General features: G+C 65.1%; 13 protein-coding genes. 3 read left to right on the top strand and 10 right to left on the bottom strand.

Features of this window, described 5'->3' with window-relative positions; translation table 11 throughout:
• Positions 1–443: 443 nt before the first annotated feature.
• Entirely contained in the window at positions 444–803 is a 360-nt protein-coding gene (locus tag AC066S_RS33485; RefSeq protein ID WP_478271653.1) for a hypothetical protein, read from the bottom strand.
• A gap of 84 nt (positions 804–887) precedes the next feature.
• Positions 888–1,331 carry an RbsD/FucU family protein gene (locus tag AC066S_RS33480; protein ID WP_135171060.1) on the bottom strand — a complete coding sequence of 148 codons (444 nt, stop codon included), beginning with the start codon at positions 1,329–1,331 and terminating at the stop codon, positions 888–890.
• Positions 1,332–1,495: 164 nt separating this feature from the next.
• Between AC066S_RS33480 and AC066S_RS33475 the strand changes: the two genes are divergently transcribed.
• Entirely contained in the window at positions 1,496–3,319 is a 1,824-nt protein-coding gene (locus AC066S_RS33475) for a caspase family protein (protein WP_478271648.1), read from the top strand.
• Between the two features lie 388 nt (positions 3,320–3,707).
• On the opposite strand, the gene AC066S_RS33470 is transcribed toward AC066S_RS33475, so the two are convergent.
• The 4 genes from AC066S_RS33470 to thiD all read right to left on the bottom strand — a co-directional run bounded on the left by AC066S_RS33470 (position 3,708) and on the right by thiD (position 7,731).
• Positions 3,708–4,691 carry a threonine/serine dehydratase family protein gene (locus AC066S_RS33470; protein WP_028143306.1) on the bottom strand — a complete coding sequence of 328 codons (984 nt, stop codon included), beginning with the start codon at positions 4,689–4,691 and terminating at the stop codon, positions 3,708–3,710.
• Positions 4,692–4,753: 62 nt separating this feature from the next.
• Positions 4,754–5,812 (bottom strand): glycosyltransferase family 4 protein, encoded by a 1,059-nt coding sequence (locus AC066S_RS33465; protein ID WP_478271647.1) that lies wholly within the window; start codon positions 5,810–5,812, stop codon positions 4,754–4,756.
• A 13-nt stretch (positions 5,813–5,825) separates the two neighbouring features.
• Positions 5,826–6,638 (bottom strand): UDP-2,3-diacylglucosamine diphosphatase, encoded by an 813-nt coding sequence (locus tag AC066S_RS33460; protein WP_478271646.1) that lies wholly within the window; start codon positions 6,636–6,638, stop codon positions 5,826–5,828.
• A gap of 292 nt (positions 6,639–6,930) precedes the next feature.
• Positions 6,931–7,731 (bottom strand): bifunctional hydroxymethylpyrimidine kinase/phosphomethylpyrimidine kinase, encoded by an 801-nt coding sequence (thiD, locus tag AC066S_RS33455; RefSeq protein ID WP_478271645.1) that lies wholly within the window; start codon positions 7,729–7,731, stop codon positions 6,931–6,933.
• Positions 7,732–7,897: 166 nt separating this feature from the next.
• Between thiD and AC066S_RS33450 the strand changes: the two genes are divergently transcribed.
• A complete protein-coding gene (locus tag AC066S_RS33450; RefSeq protein WP_126255793.1) occupies positions 7,898–8,143 on the top strand; it encodes an Lrp/AsnC ligand binding domain-containing protein in 246 nt (81 codons plus the stop codon).
• Here the strand turns inward: AC066S_RS33450 and AC066S_RS33445 are convergent.
• Positions 8,140–9,075, bottom strand: a complete 936-nt coding sequence (locus tag AC066S_RS33445) for a c-type cytochrome (protein WP_478271644.1) — start codon at positions 9,073–9,075, stop codon at positions 8,140–8,142. The genes AC066S_RS33450 and AC066S_RS33445 overlap by 4 nt on opposite strands.
• A gap of 155 nt (positions 9,076–9,230) precedes the next feature.
• Here AC066S_RS33445 and AC066S_RS33440 point away from each other — a divergent pair, with 155 nt between their 5' ends.
• Entirely contained in the window at positions 9,231–9,647 is a 417-nt protein-coding gene (locus AC066S_RS33440; protein WP_478271643.1) for a CHRD domain-containing protein, read from the top strand.
• A gap of 72 nt (positions 9,648–9,719) precedes the next feature.
• Here the strand turns inward: AC066S_RS33440 and AC066S_RS33435 are convergent, their stop codons facing one another.
• The 3 genes from AC066S_RS33435 to AC066S_RS33425 all read right to left on the bottom strand — a co-directional run bounded on the left by AC066S_RS33435 (position 9,720) and on the right by AC066S_RS33425 (position 14,202).
• Complete coding sequence (locus AC066S_RS33435; protein WP_478271642.1) at positions 9,720–11,003, bottom strand: cystathionine gamma-synthase family protein; 1,284 nt, start codon at positions 11,001–11,003, stop codon at positions 9,720–9,722.
• Between the two features lie 288 nt (positions 11,004–11,291).
• Positions 11,292–11,738: a c-type cytochrome gene (locus tag AC066S_RS33430; protein WP_478271641.1), complete on the bottom strand. Its 447-nt coding sequence runs from the start codon at positions 11,736–11,738 to the stop codon at positions 11,292–11,294.
• A 154-nt stretch (positions 11,739–11,892) separates the two neighbouring features.
• The gene (locus AC066S_RS33425) at positions 11,893–14,202 is read right to left on the bottom strand and encodes a xanthine dehydrogenase family protein molybdopterin-binding subunit (protein WP_478271640.1); all 2,310 of its coding nucleotides are present in this window, start codon (positions 14,200–14,202) and stop codon (positions 11,893–11,895) included.
• Positions 14,203–14,221: the final 19 nt, after the last annotated feature.

Genomic DNA, 14,221 nt, shown 5'->3' with positions numbered 1-14,221 from the left:
CCGCGCCCCCGCCAACGACCCCCTCGCCCCGATCCGCCGCATGACCCAGGCTGAGAAGATCGCGTTCTTCTCGTAGGGCCCGCGTGCTTTCGTGTCCCGGACAAGCGAAGCGCAGATCCGGGACCCAGAGCCACATTCTCGGTGGTCGCATGGGCCCCGGCTCAGCAGCGCACCGCTGAACCGGACGATGCTGTGCATCGCCGGGGAAGCGCTGCGCTCGCAATGACGTGCTGAGGCAGCGAGCGTCGCTCTGTCGCCGTCATCCTGAGGCGCGAGGCGTACGATGCGCAGCATCGTGCGGCGAGCCTCGAAGGATAGACGGCCCGATGCAGCCGGGCCGTCGCCCTTCGAGGCTTGCTCAGCGGCGCGATGCGCCGCTGCGCGCGCACCTCAGGGTGACGGTGATGGAACGGAGAAACGCATCACCTAGCCGTCTCGAACGATCACCCGCAATTCCACACCGGCCCGATCGGCGTGCGGGTCCAGCACGGACCAAAGCTGCCGCCGTTGTAGCGGCCGCCGTTGAAGCCCGGGCGGCCGAAATAGTGCCACTCGCCGTCCCAGCGGTAATATTGCGGAACCGGATCGATGTACCAGTGGCGCCGGTCAGCGCGCGACATTCGGCGCATCGCGTCCTTCTGCTTGTAGAGCGGAATGCTGTTGCTGAGCGGCTGCCGATAGCCCGGCAGGAAGCCGTAGCCATGCCAGGCCTGCTTGGGACGCTTTTGACTTGACGCAGCGAACGCGACCGCCGGCAGCAGCGAAAGGACGATGGCAACAATTAGACACACGATGCGCGACATGAATCGACAATAGTCGGTCGGTTGCGCGGAGGCCATTCAAATCCGGGTGCAGGTTTTGCGCAACCTCGCGCGGAATGTTTCCGCCTAACCGATCACGCCTTTCCTGATCAGGAAGCAGCCGTAGCCCCTGCTGTCGCCGACCTGCACGACGCCGAACCCAGCCGCCGCCGCGCGATAGAAATCCGCCCGCGAGAGCTTGCCGGGACTGACCGGACCGCCGCTGGCGCGTTCGATCTCGGCCAGCACCGCGCGCTGCACGTCGGGCACGCGATCGGGATCGTCGACCGGCATCATCACGCGCACCGGATCTGGATCGAAATCGTCGAGCGGATAGACCGACATGATGGCGCGGACGGCGGTCTCCATCGTCATGCCCGGCAACTGGATCAGGCGCTGCGACGATGTGCTGCGGGCGATATGCGTGGCCGGGTGGTTGGCGTCGACGACCACGAGATCGTCGCCGTGGCCCATGGAAGCCAGCAGCCAGAGCAGGTCGGGCGTCAGGATCGGATCGATCGATTTCAGCATGGGGCGGCGGTTCCTCTCAGCGATCGCTAACCATAGCAGGTTCCAAGCGTGATTCAGATCACGTCCGTCGCCATGGTGACAGGGATCACGGACCGCACGCTCGAACGCGGCCAGGCTTGCTCGCAACCAATCTCGTATCGAGATGAGTGCCAAAGGAGCACGCCATGTTCCGCCTAAAGCCTTTGCTGATGACGGCCGGCCTTGTGGGAAGTCTGTTCGGCTTCACCTGCGGGCCCGTTTCCGCGCAAGTCGCCCCGGTCCAGCCTGCCCCCACCGCGCTGCAAGGCCCGGAGCAGCGGGTGGCGCTGGTGATCGGCAATGCGAACTACCAGAACGCGCCGCAACTCGCGAACCCTGACGATGATGCCCAGTCGATGGCGCAGTTCCTGAACTCCGCCGGCTTCGAGGTGGTTGCCGCCACCGACCTGACGCAGAACGACATGCTGCGCGTGGTGCAGGACTTTTCCGCCAAGGTCGCCTCGCGCGGCCCGAACACGGTGGCGATGGTCTATTACGCCGGCCACGGCGTGCAGCTCGCCGGCGAGAACTATCTCGTTCCGGTCGACGCCAAGGTCTCGAGCCCGACCGAGCTCGTCAACAATTCGGTGCGCCTCGTCGACGTGATGTCGACGCTGGAGACGATCCCGAGCCGCATGCGCATCGTGATCCTCGATGCCTGCCGCAACAACCCGTTCCCTGAGGTCAACGATGCCGGCCGCGGCCTTGCCATCGTCGATGCGCCGAACGGCTCGATCGTCGGCTACTCGACCGCGCCGGGCGCCGAGGCGCTCGACGGCACCGGCGGCCACAGCCCGTACACGCGAGCCTTCCTGGACGTCGCGCGCGAACCCAACGTGCCGATCGAGCAGCTGTTCAAGCGCATCCGCCTGCAGGTGAACCAGACCACCAGCGGCGCGCAGATCCCGTGGGAGAGCTCCTCGCTGACGAGCGACTTCACCTTCTTCGGCGACACCGCAATTGCCGCCAACCGCGCGCCGGTCAGGGCGCCCGTGGTGCAGATGGCCTCCAACCTGCCGAGCCGTTCGACGCGCCAGGCCTATGACTACGTCGTGTCCGAGGGCCGGCCGGAATATTATCAGGAGTTCATCCGGATGTATCCGCACGACCCGCTGTGCGACCACGTCCGCTGGCTGCTCAACAACATCCTGCTCTCGCAGGCCTGGCACAAGGCCGTGCTCGCGAACTCGCCGCTCGGCTACAAGACCTTCTATGACAGCTACGGCAACAGCCCCTATGCACAGGTCGCGCTGAAGCTGCAGGCGCAGCCGAAGCAGATCCCCCTGATGCAGGCGACCAAGTTCCTGGCGCCGCAGAACATTGCTCCGACCTTGAAGATCGGCAATCTCGGCCAGCCGAAATACCTGCCGCTGATGCAGCAGGGCAATGGCGGCGGTCAGATCAATGGCAATCTGCCGGTCGTGCAGAAGCCGGTCGACGGCAATGGCATCGGCAAGCCCGGCAATGGCGGCCAGATCGTCAATCTGCCGGCTGGCAACAACAACCAGCCAAACCCACAGAACGGCACGCCGTCGCAGTCCCCGGGCAAGATCGTCACCCTGCCCGCGCCGACCACCACCGGCAACAACAATGGCGGCATCGGCAAGATCGTGACGCTGCCTGCGACCAACAATGCGCCGAACGGCGGCAACGCCAATGGCAAGCCGGGCAAGATCGTCAGCATGCCGGTGAACGTCGGCAAGGCCGGCTCGAATGTCGAGACCAAGCCGGTCAATGTTCAGACCCAGAACCAGCCGATCCGCGTCAACAACGGCAACACCGGCATCGTGAAGCTCAACAACAACCCGGTGAACAAGGTGCAGGTGCAGAACAACGTGCAGACCAACCGTCCGCAGCTCAACACGATGCCGAGCCGCATGGTCAACAGCAACAACAACTTCCGGCAGTCGATGAACCAGGCGCCGAGCACGAACAATGGCGGCAATCGCCGCGGCGGCTTCATGCACTGATCGCACGAACGAAGAAGGTGCGCTCCCTCCCCCGCTGGCGGGGAAGGGTTGGGGAGAGGGTCTCTCCACAACGGGACAATCCCCAAGACAAGACGAAGGGGCAGAGCGGTGACGCTCTACCCCTTCGTCATCTCAGCCATTGAACGTCGTCATTCCGGGAAGCACTTTCGCGCGCAATGACGAGGGGAGGTCTCGTAGGGTGGGCAAAGCGAAGCGTGCCCACGTCGTCTCTCTTTGGAATCACTGAAAGGTGGTGCGCCCGGCGCTTTGCGCCTTTGCCCATCCTACGGCACTGGATTGCTGCGCCGAAAGGCGCAGGCCCGGAATCCATAACCACGATCGGGAGCGTGGATTCCGGGCTCACGCTTCGCGCGCCCCGGAAGGACGGCTAGGCCACCAGCTCGGCGAACAGATCCGCATCGACGTTGCCGCCGGAGAGCACGATGACGACGTTCTTCCCGGCGACGTCGAGACGTCCCGCCAGCAGCGCGGCGAGACCGACGGCGCCGCCCGGCTCCACCACGAGCTTGAGCTCGCGATAGGCGAAGGCGACTGCGGCGCCGACTTCCTTGTCCGACGCCGTGACGCCGCGCGCGAGCAGCTTGCTGTTGATCGCAAAGGTCATCTCGCCGGGGATCAGGGCCATCAGCGCATCGCAGATGGTGCGGCCGGCCGGCGGATGCGGCTCGCGATGGCCCGCGCTCAGCGAAATGCCATGATCGTCGAACGCCTCGGGCTCGGCCACCACGATCTCGGCGAGCGGATAGCGTGCCTTCACCGCCGTCGCGACGCCCGCGATCAGGCCGCCGCCCGACGCCGGTGCCACCACGATGTCGGGGGACAGACCAAGCGTTGCCATGTCCTCCGCGATCTCGCGGCCGGCGGTGCCCTGCCCTGCGATCACGAACGGATCGTCGTAAGGCCTGACCAGCGTCGCGCCGCGCTTCTCGGCGATGCCGCGCGAGATCGCCTCGCGGTCGTCCTTGTCGCGATCATAGAGCACGACTTCGGCGCCGTAGGATTTGGTGCGCTCGCGCTTGGACAGCGGCGCATCCGCAGGCATCACGATGGTCGCCTGCATGTCGAGGATCTTTGCCGCCGCTGCCACGCCCTGGGCGTGATTGCCGGAGGAGAACGCGACGACGCCGCCGGCGCGCTTGTCCTGCGGGATCGAGAACACCTTGTTGAAGGCGCCACGGAACTTGAAGGAGCCGGTGCGCTGAAGCATCTCCGGCTTCAGGAAGACTTTCGCGCCAACCCGCTCGTTGAGCACCGGAAAGGACAACAGCGGGGTGCGGATGGCGTAGGGCGCGATCACGCGCGCTGCGGCATCGATATCGGCGGGGCCGATCGGGAGAAGCTGTTCGGTCATATCAGACCTTATCGCGGCCATCGAGCCGCGGGCAAGACACCTCCGCGCGAGGAATCTTCCCTTTAGGCGACGAAGCGCGGCTGTTCCGTGCCGTCCCCGCCCGGCAGCACAGCCCCCACCGCCTGGATATTGTCGACAAAAGCCCTCGCCGAGGCTTCCCAGGTGTAGTTGCCGGCGAATTCGACACAGTCCTGCCGGGAGATGTCGAGCGCCGCGAAGCAGGCGCTGCGCAGATCGTGATCGAGGGCGCCGACCGGGGCATTGCCGATCACGTCGCGGGGGCCCTTCACCGGAAAGGCCGCGACCGGCAGCCCGCTCGCCAGCGCCTCCAGCAGAACCAGGCCGAACGTGTCGGTCTTGCTCGGGAATACGAACACATCGGCCGCCGCATAGATTTCCGCCAGCGCCTCACCCTGCTTCTCGCCGAGGAAGATCGCATCGGGATAGGCCTCTTCGAGCGCGGCGCGCGCCGGGCCGTCGCCCACGATCACCTTCGTGCCCGGCAGATCGAGGTCGAGGAAGGCTTGGAGATTCTTCTCCACCGCGACGCGGCCGACCGACAGGAACACCGGTGCCGGCAGGCAGAGGTCGATGGCCCGCGGATGGAACACATTTGTATCGACGCCGCGCGGCCACAGCATGACATTGTCGAAACCGCGCTCGGTCAGCTCACCGGCGAGCGCAGGCGTTGCTGCCATTACGGCACGGCTGGGGGCATGGAAGCGGCGCAGCGCCCGCCAGATCAGCGAGCCCGGCACCGGCACGCGGGCGCGGACATATTCGGGAAAGCGGGTGTGGAAGCTGGTCGTGAACGGCAGCCGGCGCTGGCGGCAATAGCGGCGGACCATCAGGCCGATCGGCCCTTCGGTCGCGATGTGGATGCTGTCCGGGCGCGCCTCCTCGATCAGCCTGGCAATCCGCGCCGGGCGCGGCATCGCCAGCCGCACGTCGCGATAGCTCGGCATCGCGAAGGTGCGGAACGATTGCGGCGTCAGGAACGTGAACGCAACGCCGGAACCTTCGACGTCAAGCCCCTCGGCCGCGTCGGCGAGCTTGGTCAGCGTCCGAACCACACCGTTGACTTGCGGGTGCCAGGCGTCGGTCGCGACCAGGATGCGCATCGGGCGGCCTTTGTTATGCAGCTCTGGCTGCAACCTGCGGGACGGCGGCCGGCTTCTGCAAATGATCCGCCCAGGTGATGATCTCGAAATGACCGTCGTCATGCTCGACGAGCGCGGTGCAGCTCTCGACCCAGTCGCCGCAATTCATGTAGCGAATGTCGCCCTCGTCGCGGATCACGGCGTAGTGGATGTGGCCGCAGATCACGCCGTCGGCGTCGTAGCGCCGCGCCTCGGCGGCGAGCGCCTGCTCGAACGCGCCGATATAATTGACCGCGTTCTTGACCTTCTGCTTGGCCCATTGCGACAGCGACCAATAGGGCACCTTGAACAAGCGGCGGAAGAAGTTGACCAAGCGATTCATCTGAATCGCGAAGTCGTAGGCCTTGTCGCCGAGATGGGCGAGCCAGCGCGCGTTCTGCACCACGAGATCGAAGATGTCGCCGTGGATGACGAGATAGCGCTTGCCGTCGGCGCTGGTGTGGACGGTGTTCTCGACCACGTCGATGCCGCCGAAATGCGTGCCGTAATAGTTGCGCAGGAACTCGTCGTGATTGCCGGGGATGTAGATGACCTTGGCACCCTTGCGCGCCTTGCGCAAAAGCTTCTGGACGAGGTCGTTGTGGGATTGCGGCCAATGCCAGCTCGATTTGAGCGCCCAGCCGTCGACGATGTCGCCGACGAGATAGATCGTGTCGGCATCATGGTAGCGCAGGAAGTCCAGCAGAAGATCGGCTTGAGAACCGCGGGCTCCGAGATGAACGTCGGAGATGAACAACGTGCGAAAGCGCCGCTCGGGGCTCTCGTCACTCACATCGTAACTTCCCATGCGTCAGCCTGTAACAATGTCCCGTGACAGGGGGATGACCGATCGAACCTTTGAGGCACCTTCAGATACGAATCACGCCTAGCCTCGCCCTCCCTGCGAATATCAGTCGCATGCGACAATCAGGCGACACGGCGCCGCAGAAGGTGATCGTCATGCCCGGGCTTGTCCCGGGCATCCACGTTCTTCGTGCTGCGTGGCAAGGCGTGGATGGCCGGGACAGGCCCGGCCATGACGATGTGGGGCTAGCGTGCCCCCAAAGTGCGCCGCGGCGGCGCTCCCGCGCGCGGCGGCCTCAGTAGAACCTGTGAAAATGATGGATCGGGCCGTGGCCGTGTCCGACGCTGAAGCGGTCGGCGGCGGCGATCGCCGCGCTGATCCAGGTCTTGGCGTTGCGCACGGCGCTTGCCAGATCCTCGCCCTTGGCGAGCCCGGCCGCGACCGCCGAGGATAGCGAGCAGCCGGTGCCATGGGTGTTGCGGGTCGCCACGCGCGGCGCGGTGAGCGCGAGCGTGTTGTCGGCAGCGACGAGATAGTCGATGCTCTCGGCACCCGTGCCGTGCCCGCCCTTGATCAGGACGGCACGGCAGCCGAGCGCCAGCAGGCGCCGCCCCTGGCCTTCGATCTCCGCCTCGCTCGCCGCGACCGGCTCGTCGAGCAGAGCGGCGGCCTCCGGCAGATTGGGCGTGATCACCGACGCCAGCGGTATCAGTCTTGTGCGCAGCGCATTGACGGCCTCCGCTGCGAGCAGCCGATCCCCTGACGTCGCCACCATCACGGGATCGAGCACGACGTGCCCCGGCGACCAGCGCGACAGTGCGGCTGCGATCGCGTCGATGCTGGCGACCTGGGCCACCATGCCGATCTTCACCGCGCCGATGTCGAGATCGGAGAACACCGCATCAATCTGCTCGGTGACGAACGCCGCCGGCACGGCGTGGATGCCGGTGACGCCCCGCGTGTTCTGTGCGGTCAAGGCCGTGATGACGGACGCGCCATAGACGCCGAGCGCCGCAAACGTCTTCAGGTCGGCCTGGATGCCGGCGCCGCCGCTCGAATCGGAGCCGGCGATGGTGAGTGCGACCGGGGTCGTCATCGCCGGACACATTTGCTGGATACGGACACCGCCATGGCCTGTCCTAGCGCGACCGTCGAACACCGGCAAGGCCTCGGATCGGCAGCTGGCGGCTCGCAAGTCCGCTTGCTAAATCGTGCCGGGTTTGGCCTATTAGCCGGAAGAATACGCTTTCGGAGTGCCCGCAATGGTTCCTTTTTTTGTCCAGATCAAATGCAAGCTCGGCCAGTCCTACACGGTGGCCAATGCGCTCGCCGAGGCCGAGATCGCCTCCGAGATCTACTCCACGGCCGGCCAGTACGACCTGCTGGTGAAATTCTACGTCGACAAGGACACCGACATCGGCCATTTCGTCAACGAGAAGGTGCAGGTGCTGCCGGGCATCCAGGACACCCTCACCATCATCACGTTCAAGGCGTTTGGCGGCAGCTAACCGGCCTCCTTCCCGGTTTCCTTGCGCTTGGGCCGCGGCGGACCGTCCACCGGCGGCAGCGATTTGAGGTACTCCGCCATCGCCGCAATATCCTCGTCGGGCAATTGCGAGGTGTTCTTGATCACGCGCGTCATCGCGCCGCCGACGCTGTCGCCATCGGGTAATTCGCCGTTCTTGAGGAAATAGGCGATATCCTTCACGCTCCACTCGCCGAGGCGCTTCTGGGTGATGTTGGGCACCCAGCCCTCGCCTTCGGGATTGGGCCCGCCGGCAAAGCGCTGGCTCGAGATGATGCCGCCCAGCGCGTTGCGCGGGCTGTGGCATTCGGCGCAATGGCCAAAGCTGTTGACCAGATAGGCGCCGCGGTTGAATTGCGGTGACTTGCTGCTGTCGGCGACGAAGGGCTTGTCGTCCAGAAACAGGAACTTCCAGATGCCGATATTGCGCCGGATGTCGAAAGGAAAATGCATGTCGTGGTCGCGCACCTTGCCGGTCATGGGCGGCAGCGTCTTCAAGTAAGCAAAGAGATCGAGCACGTCCTCGCGCCTGGCGTGCCGATAGGACGTATAGGGGAAGGCGGGAAAATAATGCTGCCCGCCGGGCGACACCCCGTACATCACCGCGTTGACGAAGTCGGCGTCCGTCCATTTGCCGATGCCGTCGTTCGGATCCGGGGAGATGTTCGGCGCGTAGAACGTCCCGAACGGCGACTTGATCGCGACGCCGCCACCGAGCCTGAGACGATCGGGCTGATTGGGAACGGCATGGCAGGAGGCGCAGCCGCCGGCGTTGAACATCACCTCGCCATTGGCGAGGTTGGCCACATGGGCCGGCGCGTTGGCTGCAGCCGCTTTCGGCGCGCTGAGCCACCAATAGGTGCCCGCGGCGACGAGCGCCGCGAGCAGCCCGATAAGAATTGTTCGTTGCAACATGCAGATCCATTCAATCGTCGCGGCGAACTTATGCCCGATGTCGTCGCGGCTCCAGCCACGAAGAATTTAGCCCGCTCCGGCCGGACACGGGAATAAACTGAAACGCCGGCTGTTGGAAGTTTGCCAGCCCGAACGGGTTCAGCAGGGAGAATGTCATGAACAAGACCGTCATTGCCGCCCTGGCGCTTGGTGCCGTGACCTTTGCAGGCCCGGCCAGCGCCGAAAAGCTCAAAGCAACCCTCGACGGCAAGTCCGAGGTGCCGGCAATCACCACCAGCGCCACCGGAACCGCCGATCTGGACTACGATGCCGCCAGCAAGAAACTGTCCTGGACCGTCACCTATTCCGGCCTCTCCGGGCCCGCCACCGCGGCGCATTTCCACGGGCCTGCCGAGGCCGGCAAGAACGCAGGCGTCGCTGTCGCGATCCCGAACGCGGCCTCGAGCCCGGTCAAGGGCGAAGCGACCCTGACCGACGCGCAGGCCGCCGATCTGCTCGCCGGCAAGTACTACATCAACATCCACACCGCGGCCAATCCCGGCGGCGAGATCCGCGGTCAAGTGACGAAGTAAGCCGCACGCTGCTTCGTGGCGAAGGCCGGGCGCAGGAGGGGGCGCGCCCGGCCTTTTCGATTTTGAGCGCGCTCAGGCCGCGTTCAGCGCCTGCGCGAGGTCCGCGATCAGGTCGGACGGGTTCTCGATGCCGATCGACAACCGGATCGTGGAATCCAGCACGCCGATCTTCTGGCGGATGTCGGCGGGAACGCCGGAATGCGTCATGGTTGCGGGCAGGCTTGCAAGCGACTCGGTGCCGCCGAGACTCACCGCCAGCTTGAGGATCTGCAGCGCGTTGAGAAACTTGACCGCCGCGTCCTTGCCGCCGACGATGTCGAACGAGAAGGTCGATCCCGCCCCGTGGCACTGCCGCGCGAACACGCGGCCCGCCGGCGAAGCCTCCTCGTGATGACCGAGATAGTGGACCTTGGCCACCTTGGGGTGATCGCGCAGATAATCCGCCACGAGGCGCGCGTTGCTGTTGGCCTTCTCCATGCGCAGGCTCAGCGTCTCGAGCGAGCGGTTGATCATCCAGCAGGAATGCGGATCGAGCTGAGTCCCGATGGCGCCGCGCAGCGCCTTGATGCCTTTCATGATCGCCTTCGAGCCGAGCGCAGCACCCGCGATCAGGTCGGAATGACCGCCGACATATTTCGTCAACGAATACAGCGACAGGTCCGCGCCGTGCTCGATCGGCCGCTGAAACACCGGGCCGAGCAGCGTGTTGTCGCAGGCAATCACCGGTGTGTGTCCCTGCGCCTTTCCGATCGCGTCGGCAACACGCCGGATCATGGCGACATCGACCAGGCCGTTGGTCGGGTTGGCCGGGGTTTCGATCAGGATCATCGAAACGCGGCCCTTGGCCATGGCCTCTTCCGAGGCCTGCCTGACGGCCGCTTCGTCGATCCCGTCGGCGAACCCGACGGCGCCGATCGACAGGCGCGCCAGCGTGTTGGTCAGCAGCGTTTCGGTCCCGCCGTAGAGCGGTTGCGAGTGCAGAATCACGTCGCCGGGGCGGACGAAGGCCAGGATCGTGGTGGCGATCGCCGCCATGCCGGACGAGAACAGCGCGCAGCTCTCGGTGCGTTCGTAGATCGAGAGCCTGTCCTCGACGATCTCGCTGTTTGGATGATTGAAGCGCGAATAGACTAGGCCCGCGCCCATGCCTTCCGGCGGCTCGCGCCGGCCGGCGACGTAATCGAAGAAGTCCTGCCCGTCATCGGCCGTCTTGAACACGAAGGTGGAGGTCAGGAACACCGGCGGCTTGATGGCGCCTTCCGACAGCTGCGGGTCATAGCCATAGGTCAGCATCAGCGTTTCGGGATGCAGCATGTGGTTGCCGATGTGCGTCTTCGACGGAAACGGTTTGACCATGGCCTGTCTCGCTTTTCATTGGGATCCTCGCCGCGCGCTGGAATTCCTCACGTCATGAGGCGATCCGGAATGAGATGCGTCGACTCGCATCAACGCCGCGGCCGCTGGTGCGAACATAATCGCTCGGACGGCGATCCGTCAGACCTTATAAACGGAAAAAGGGCGGCTGCTTTCGCAACCGCCCTTTCCGTAGCCCGGATGAGCAAAGCGACATCCGGGATAGTTTCATCAACTCGCACAGGCTTCCCGGATATCCCTTCGCTCATCCGGGCTACGAAAGTATCCGCCTCAGCTGTTCTTGACGCGGTAGGTTTCGTGGCAGCCGCCGCATTCCTTGCCGATGGCAGGCATCGTCGCCTTGAGCGAATCCAGGTCCTTGATCTTGCCCTTGGCCTCGCCAACGACCTTGGCGAAGCTTGCGATCTTCGCGTCGAAACCGGCCTTGTCCTCCCAGACCTTCGGCGAGGCCGAGTAGTCACCGTCGAGCTTCACGCCTTTGGCGCTGGCCGGAAACAGGTTCGGCAGCTTCTTGGCGGTATCTTCGAACTGCGCCAGCGCGCTGTCCACGGTAGCCTGTTCGTAAGGCTTCTCGCCCTTCACCATGGCCGACATCGCGCCGGCGTTCTTGCCGTTGCCCTTCATGAGGGTCTGAGCTTCCTTGACGGAATCCTGTTGCGCCCAGACGGCCCCCATCCCGAGCAGCAGCGTGCCCCCGACAATCAACACTCGCTTCATTCGCAAAATCCCTTTCCCTGATGCAGGATCGTGCCGACCCCTGAATGGCCAACACCGATTGGCTGATTTCATTCCATCCGGAGTGCGACGATAAATCGTCGCACTCCGGACCATGTGGCTGAGCCCGTAAAACGCGTTCCGCGTTTGCTTGGACTTACAGGCTGTGGCGGCGGTGATGCTCGTTGATGGCGATCCACACCCGCTCCGGCGTTGCCGGCATGTCGATGTGGTCGATCTTGTATTCGCGCCAGAGCGCGTCGACGATGGCGTTGACGACGGCCGGACAGGAGCCGATCGCGCCGGCCTCGCCCGCCCCCTTCACGCCCATCGGATTGGTCTTGCAGGGGACGTTGTGGGTCTCGAACACGAAGGCCGGCCCGTCCGCCGCCCGCGGCAGCGCGTAGTCCATGTAGGTCGCGGTGATAAGCTGGCCGTCGGTGGCGCCATAGACCACCTGCTCCATCAGCGCCTGGCCGATGCCCTGCATCGCGCCGCCATGCACCTGTCCCGCCAGCAGCAGCGGATTGAGCGTCTTGCCGAAATCGTCGACGATCACGTAGTTGACGATCTTGATGATGCCGGTGGCCGGATCGATCTCGACTTCCGCGACATGAGTGCCGTTGGGATAGGTGCCGTCGGCGCTGGCGAAGGTCGCGCTGCCGTTCAGCTTCGACGGATCGACGCCGGGCCGCTTCGCGAGGTCGGCGAACGAGATCGAACGGTCGGTGCCGGCGATGCGCACCACGCCCTCGGAGATCTCGAGGTCGCCGGCGCCGGCCTCCAGCGCTTGTGCCGCGATCTCCTTGAGCTTCTGCCCGAGCTCGCGCGTGGCGCGCTCGACGCTGACGCCGCCCGAGGGGATCGAGGCCGAGCCGCCGGTGCCAAGGCCGGTGGCGATCTCGTCGGTGTCGCCCTGGCGGACGTGGACCCGCTCCGGCGCCACGCCGAACTGCTCCGCGACGATCTGGGCATAGGCGGTCTGGTGGCCCTGCCCGCTCGACTGCGTACCGATCAGCACGGTGACGTCGCCGTTGGGTTCGAGGCGGACATTGGCCGTCTCCTCACCCATCACGCCGCAGATCTCGACATAGCTCGCCAGCCCAATGCCGCGGATCAGCCCGCTCTTCTTGGCCACCTTGGCGCGCTTTCCAAATTCCTTCCACTCGGCGATCTCCATCGCGCGCTTGAGATGCGCGGCGAAGTCTCCGGAATCGTAGACCTTGCCGGTGGCGGTCTTGTAGGGCAGCGCCTTCGGCGGAATGAAGTTCTTGCGGCGGATGGCATCCGGCGTCATGTCGAGTTTGCGCGCGCAGGCGTCAACGAGGCGCTCGATGACATAGGCGGCCTCGGGCCGGCCCGCACCGCGATAGGCGTCGACCGGCACGCTGTGAGTGAAGATGGTGCGCACCCGGCAATGAAAGGCCTGGATATCGTAGAGCCCCGGCAGCATGCCGGCGCCGCCATGCGGGATGTAGGGGCCGAAGGTCGACAGATACGCGCCCATGTCGCCCATCAGGTCGCAGTCCATGGCGAGGAACTTGCCGTCTTCCGCCAGCGCCATCTTGGCGGTGGTGACGTTGTCGCGGCCCTGCGCGTCGCCCATGAAATGCTCGGTGCGGTCGGCCGCCCATTTCACCGTCTTCTTGAGCTTCTTAGCCGCAACCGCCATCAAGGCGTATTCGCGATACGGGAACAATTTTGTGCCGAACCCGCCGCCGACGTCGGGACAGATCACCCGCATCTTCTCGGTGGGGATGTTGAGCACGTTCTGGCACAGGATATCGCGCAGACGATGGCTGCCCTGGCTGCCGATCGTCAGAGTCAGATGATCGCGCTTGGAATCGTATTCGCAGACCGCCGCGCGCGTCTCCATGAAGCTCGCAACCACGCGTGGATTGACGATCGAGATCTCGGCCACCGCATGCGCCTTGGCGAAGGCGGCTTCGGTCGCCGCCTTGTCGCCGATCGAGACGTCGAACAGCACGTTGCCGGCCTTGTCCGGCCAGACCTGCGGCGCGCCCTTCTTCACGGCATTGACGACGCCGGTCACCGCCGGCAGCGGGCTCCATTTGACCTCGATCCCCTCGATCGCGTCGCGGGCCTGGTCGATGGTCTCGGCGACCACGAAGGCGATGGCATCGCCGACATGGCGCACCTCGTCCTTGGCCAGGATCGGGTAAGGCGGTCCGGTGAACGGATCGGTCTCGAGATTGAACAGGCACGGCAGATTGCCGAGATCCTTGACGTCGTCGGCCGTGAGGATCAGCGCGACGCCGGGCAGGCCGCGGGCGCGGCTCGCATCAATGGTGTATTTGGCATGCGCATGCGGCGAGCGCAGCATCAGGCAGCGCAGCGCGGCCTGCGGCGCATAATCGTCGGTATAGCGGCCCTTGCCGCGGATGAGCGCGTCATCCTCCTTGCGCAGCACGCTTTGGCCAACGCCGAACTTGATGGGAGCCGCCATTTTGTCTTCCCGTTCTCAT

The organism is Bradyrhizobium sp. CFUWI, from assembly GCF_056429085.1.
The sequence above is the reverse complement of the archived record's forward strand: the minus strand, read 5'-3'. Positions and strand labels throughout refer to the sequence as shown.

Bases quoted from the DNA above. Each gene is read 5' to 3' on its own strand.
- AC066S_RS33435 (WP_478271642.1), bottom strand. From the start codon at position 11,003: ATGGTCAAACCGTTTCCGTCGAAGACGCACATCGGCAACCACATGCTG.
- AC066S_RS33430 (WP_478271641.1), bottom strand. From the start codon at position 11,738: ATGAAGCGAGTGTTGATTGTCGGGGGCACGCTGCTGCTCGGGATGGGG.
- AC066S_RS33450 (WP_126255793.1), top strand. From the start codon at position 7,898: ATGGTTCCTTTTTTTGTCCAGATCAAATGCAAGCTCGGCCAGTCCTAC.
- AC066S_RS33460 (WP_478271646.1), bottom strand. From the start codon at position 6,638: ATGGGAAGTTACGATGTGAGTGACGAGAGCCCCGAGCGGCGCTTTCGC.
- AC066S_RS33465 (WP_478271647.1), bottom strand. From the start codon at position 5,812: ATGCGCATCCTGGTCGCGACCGACGCCTGGCACCCGCAAGTCAACGGT.
- AC066S_RS33475 (WP_478271648.1), top strand. From the start codon at position 1,496: ATGTTCCGCCTAAAGCCTTTGCTGATGACGGCCGGCCTTGTGGGAAGT.
- AC066S_RS33470 (WP_028143306.1), bottom strand. From the start codon at position 4,691: ATGACCGAACAGCTTCTCCCGATCGGCCCCGCCGATATCGATGCCGCA.
- AC066S_RS33480 (WP_135171060.1), bottom strand. From the start codon at position 1,331: ATGCTGAAATCGATCGATCCGATCCTGACGCCCGACCTGCTCTGGCTG.
- AC066S_RS33445 (WP_478271644.1), bottom strand. From the start codon at position 9,075: ATGTTGCAACGAACAATTCTTATCGGGCTGCTCGCGGCGCTCGTCGCC.
- AC066S_RS33440 (WP_478271643.1), top strand. From the start codon at position 9,231: ATGAACAAGACCGTCATTGCCGCCCTGGCGCTTGGTGCCGTGACCTTT.
- AC066S_RS33485 (WP_478271653.1), bottom strand. From the start codon at position 803: ATGTCGCGCATCGTGTGTCTAATTGTTGCCATCGTCCTTTCGCTGCTG.
- thiD (WP_478271645.1), bottom strand. From the start codon at position 7,731: ATGACGACCCCGGTCGCACTCACCATCGCCGGCTCCGATTCGAGCGGC.
- AC066S_RS33425 (WP_478271640.1), bottom strand. From the start codon at position 14,202: ATGGCGGCTCCCATCAAGTTCGGCGTTGGCCAAAGCGTGCTGCGCAAG.